The sequence below is a fragment of the Brevinematia bacterium genome, assembly GCA_039630355.1.
GTDB lineage: Bacteria > Spirochaetota > Brevinematia > DTOW01 > DTOW01 > SKYB106.
This window is the reverse complement of the sequence record JBCNVF010000016.1, coordinates 1-5079: the sequence shown is the minus strand read 5'-3', so window position 1 is coordinate 5079 and position 5079 is coordinate 1. Positions and strand designations below refer to the sequence as shown.

Annotated in this window: 5 protein-coding genes; 2 read left to right on the top strand and 3 right to left on the bottom strand. The window is 37.6% G+C overall.

The annotated features are described in order from the left end of the window. Positions 1–1672, bottom strand: a 1672-nt coding sequence (gene lepA / locus ABDH28_01330) for a translation elongation factor 4 (protein ID MEN2997673.1), incomplete at its 3' end; no start/stop codon positions are given. A 346-nt stretch (positions 1673–2018) separates the two neighbouring features. Between lepA and ABDH28_01325 the strand changes: the two genes are divergently transcribed. Together ABDH28_01325 and ABDH28_01320 are read left to right on the top strand one after the other, a co-directional pair. After that, positions 2019–3176 (top strand): alkaline phosphatase, encoded by a 1158-nt coding sequence (locus tag ABDH28_01325; protein ID MEN2997672.1) that lies wholly within the window; start codon positions 2019–2021, stop codon positions 3174–3176. 355 nt (positions 3177–3531) lie between these two features. Next, positions 3532–4398 carry a hypothetical protein gene (locus tag ABDH28_01320; protein MEN2997671.1) on the top strand — a complete coding sequence of 289 codons (867 nt, stop codon included), beginning with the start codon at positions 3532–3534 and terminating at the stop codon, positions 4396–4398. Position 4399: 1 nt separating this feature from the next. Here the strand turns inward: ABDH28_01320 and rplS are convergent, their stop codons facing one another. Together rplS and rplT are read right to left on the bottom strand one after the other, a co-directional pair. Then, on the bottom strand, positions 4400–4759 hold the full coding sequence (gene rplS, locus ABDH28_01315) for a 50S ribosomal protein L19 (protein ID MEN2997670.1): 360 nt from the start codon (positions 4757–4759) through the stop codon (positions 4400–4402). A gap of 21 nt (positions 4760–4780) precedes the next feature. Continuing rightward, on the bottom strand, positions 4781–5079 hold a 299-nt coding region (gene rplT / locus ABDH28_01310; protein MEN2997669.1), incomplete at its 5' end, for a 50S ribosomal protein L20.

Genomic DNA, 5079 nt, shown 5'->3' with positions numbered 1-5079 from the left:
AACATTTAGCTGTAACATCCTTTCTAAGAGCTGAAATATCCTCTCTTGCAATAACTCTACTCCCAATAGCTGCCTGAATTGCAATAGGAAACAAATGTTTTGGAATCAGTTTTTGTAATTTCTTAACAAGCTCTCTACCCTTGTAAGGGGCAAGGTCTCTGTGAACAAGAAAAGATAAAGCATCTACTTGCTTACCATTAACAAGAACATCTAGTTTAACGATATCCGACTTCCTGTAACCTATAAATTCATAGTCCATTGAAGCATATCCCGAGGTCACACTCTTAAGCTTGTCAAAAAAACCATAAATTATTTCAGAAAGAGGCACCTCATACTTTAGCTCAAGTCTCTTTGAGTCAATGTAGCGCATTTCCTTTTGTTCTGCTCTCTTATCCCTCATTATTTCCATGATACTTCCTATGTATCCATCCGGCGCTATTATAGTGAGAGAAACAAAAGGCTCCTCTATGGAGTCAATTTTCGTTATTTCCGGAAGCTCCATCGGATTTTCAATATAAACGCTTGTCCCACTCTTGAGATTAACCTTATACTTTACCGTCGGAACAGTGCTTATAACTGATATACCAAACTCAGTATCAAGTCTCTCCATAACTATTTGCATATGCAACAACCCAAGAAAACCACACTTGAACCCCATACCCATAGATGCCGAATTTACAGGTTCAAAAGTTATTGAAGAATCTGTAAGCTTAAGTTTATACATAACCTCCTTAAGATCATTGAAATCCTCATTTTCAGTAGGAAATATACAAGCATACACCATCGGTTTCGGTTCTCTATACCCTGGTAAAGCAACACTTGTAGGATTACTTGAATGCGTTATAGTATCACCAACAGTAAAGTCGGAGATAGATTTGATGTTTCCTATCAGATAGCCAACTTCACCGGCAGAAAGGTAATCCTTCTTTATAAGTTTAAGAGCTATAACTCCCACCTCCTCCACCCTATACCTTTTCTGCCCCCCCATAAAAAGTATCTCGTCACCAGGCTTAACAACACCATCAAACACTCTAATCTTAGCAACTACCCCCTTGTAGTTATCGTAGAAAGAGTCAAAAACCAACGCCTTAAGAGGAGCATCAAAATTCCCCCTCGGATGAGGAACCTTCTTCACAATTGCCTCCATCAATTCCTCAATACCTATCCCTTCTTTAGCACTTATCAAAACAGCATCTTCTGCAGAAATACCAAGTTCCTTCTCTATCTCCTCCTTGGTTGCAGCAACATCAGCAATCGGCAAATCTATTTTGTTAATAACAGGCAATATCTCCAAACCCTCCTCAAAGGCAAGAAGAAAATTCGTAAGCGTCTGCGCCTGAACTCCTTGTGTTGCATCTACTAGAAGTAAAACACCCTCACATGCTCTAAGTGAACGCCTAACTTCAAAACTAAAGTCTATATGCCCAGGAGTATCTATAAGGTTAAAAATATAAGTGTTACCATCTTTTGACTTATATTCAAAGGTAGCAGACTGTGCCTTCACCGTAATCCCATGCTCCCTCTCCACAGGCATAAAATCAAGAACTGGTATCTCGTCATCACTTTTCTCCTTAATCCCCCCTACCTCCAAAAGCCTGTCCGCTAAAGTTGATTTACCATGGTCTATGTGTGCTATTATAGAGAAATTCCTGATCTTGGTGATATCAACCATTTATAATATTTTATATGTCACTAGGACAAATCTCACAACTTACCAACTCAACAAGATCCAAAACTCACAATCAAGTGTGTTTTCTTCATTTTAGCTACTTTCGCTCTCTCGCCCAAGAAACAGACACTTTCTCAATAAGCCCTAAGAGGCTTGAAACGATTTTTGTAGCAATAAAACTACAAAAGTTTAGAGATAGTAGAAATGACCAACAATCCATGGGTTTCCTTAGAGAAAGAAGCCGTGAGAGAAATAAAAAAACCGCACTTGATTGTGAATTTTTAGACTCTATTGAAACTGACTCCATTTCTTGAGAAATTCTACAGATACCGATTAAAATTCACAAACTATGAAGAAAAAGAGGTTCTTTTTAGCAATCCTATTTCTACTTTTAAGTAAATCTGCTCTTTTTGCAAGCACCAGCAAAGGTGTAGTTTTGCCTAGAAATATAATTATAATGATAGGAGACGGAATGGGAGTTGGAGCTATATCTGCATACTGTTTAGCTAACACAAACTCAAACTTTTTCAGATTCAAAAACATTGCTCTAATGTCTACATATGCTGATGGCTCTCTCGTTACTGACTCTGCTGCAGGTGGAACTGCTCTTGCAACAGGGTTTAAAACCAAAAACGGGTATGTATCAACTCTACCAGATGGAACCCACCTTGAGACTATTATGGAGGTTGCAAAAAAGAAAGGCAAATCTACTGGTATAGTCGTAACTTGCTCCGTAACCCACGCAACTCCTGCTACATTCTATGCCCATGTAAGCTCTAGAGGAAACGAAGCTGAAATTGCTACTTTTGCAACAAATCAAACAATTGACGTGTTTATAGGTGGAGGACTATCGTTTTTCACACCAACTCCATCACAACAAACCTTAACAACCCAATACACTGAAGCAAACCCAGGTCAGCAAACTATAAATTTACTTGAGATTATGAGTAATCTTGGGTATAAGATAATCACAAATTACGAAGAATTCGCCCTCTACACTCCAACCAAAACTGAAAAACTTCTAGCACTACTTGAGAGTATGCATTTACCACCAGCACTAAACACCAACAGAAAAACTTCATTGCCCGAGATGACAAAAAAATCCCTAGATATACTCTCAAAAAGTAAGAACGGATTCGTCCTAATGATAGAAGGTTCGCAGATAGACTGGGAGGCACATGGAAACAATGCCAAAGGATTGATAGCAGAAATGAGCGACTTTGACAAAACCATAGGAGTAGTTCTAGACTTCGCTCAGAAAAGTGGTGACACTCTAGTCATAGTAACATCAGATCACGAAACTGGTGGCGTTGGAATCATCGGCGGTGTTGTAGGCAAGTCAACAACTATAAGGTTTCTATCCAAAGATCATACAGGAGTATTAGTCCCCACATTCTCCTATGGCCCCGGAAGTGAAAACTTTCTAGGAATAATAGATAATACCTTCATCGGGAAAAAACTGATAGAAATCCTCTCAGGCTCTAGTCCAAATCAAACTAAAAACTAAAACTTAAACGGAACTCCATCAAGCCTTCTCAGAAACTCTTTTGCTAACCTTTTCCAATAGCAATTCCAAAGTTATATGCCTTATTAGCTTTTGTATTGAAACCTTTTCTCTTCCTTAGGTTTTAATTTTGATAAATTGTCAGATTACTAGACTTTTTAGATACCTGCCAAGGTGTTTTACAATGCTTCTACCCTCATGTAAGCATTTAAGAAAAGTATTTATCCAGTCCCGGTAGGGACTGCGAGAGAAAATAATAGAATACTACTTAACCATAAACCTTGTACCTCACTAATCTCCGTAGCAAAACTTTAAATTTATGTAAGATTACATATAAAATTGAGTTAGAATAACACTTATGAAAATAAGCATAGATGAGGCACTAACCCTTAGAGAGAAATATGGTAACGACCTTTTGCTAATATATGCAAAAGATATGTATTTCGTTGACAGAATAACAAAGTCTGAGATTAAGTTCTTCCAAGGAATGAGTTTTGATCTTGAGCACTACGAGTTACTCTCTAGAAACAACATAGTTGAGATAGAAGTTGTTTTCTCAGATCTTCTGTTTGCAAAACTAACCAGCAATTTTCCTGAAAAATACCGCTTTCCACTCTATGTAAAAAAATTCTTGGACTTTGATAGATACATCTCCGCGATAGATGACGCCAATAGGCTAAGCAAGAGAAAAAGGTATGCCATATCTGCAACAGAGATAGTTTCCAAAAACCAGGTAGTGCTTAGATACAAGGAGGAGATAACTTTTGAAAAGTGGAATAAGCTGAAAACATTTATAGACAAAAAGAGTGAAATACCATTTTACTCCTCTGAAAGAGGAATAATCCTCGTAACTCTAACAAATGCAACAGATAGCAACTACTTGCAAAAATTCTTTTTCCACTCAGAGGCTGTGGCTTTGTTTGTAGAAAGAATAAACAAAATGAACTTCACTATAGCTCCAGACTTCTATCCAGAAACTGATGTGTTTACAGCAACAAAAGAGGATGAGTTGATGGAAAAATACATTAAAACTAATGCTAGATTGGTAGTAATAGTGGACAAGATGATAGATGAGCGGTATAAAAATCTCCTAATTAAACTCAAAACTTACGATAGATTTGTCAGGTTTTCAGCTATAACCGACCTTTCACCAATCAATGAAAGAGAAATACTCAAAGCAATTAGTAAAGCCTATTTATCAGAACCTTTTCTTGAATCCAAATAGTCTATCTTTTTCCTCTTAGCTCCTTCAGTTTTGCTTCCTGTCCAACCTTACCCCTTAGGTAATACAACTTAGCCCTTCTCACTTTAAATCTTCTCACAACCTCCACTTTAGCAATCAAAGGAGAATAGTATGGGAATATTTTCTCAACTCCAACACCGTAAGACACCTTCCTAACAGTAAATGTCTTTGAAATACCTTGTCCACTTATTGAGATAACAATACCCTCAAAGACCTGAGTTCTATCTTTACCATCCGCTTCCTTTATTATCTGGTGAACCCTGACCAAATCTCCAACTCTAAACTCATCATACTCCTTCTTGGGAGTATACTTCTTATTAATATATTCTACAACCTCAGACATATTTACCTCCACAATTTATCACTACTTTGCTACCGTAACCTTCTCAATCAACTGCCTGAAAGCTTCTCTATTCTCAATAGCCATATTTGAGAGAGCTTTTCTGTTTATACGTATGTTGTTCTTCCTCAGCAACCCCATAAACTTACTATAACTAAGGCCATACTCCCTAACAGCATTGTTTATTCTGATTATCCAAAGCTTTCTAAATTCCCTTTTCTTCAGTCTTCTGTGTTCCCACGCATAGCGTAAAGCATGCATTAGTGATTCCTTCGCAGTTCTATACCTTCTGTTTCTCGCCCCCCTATGTCCTTTAACAGCTT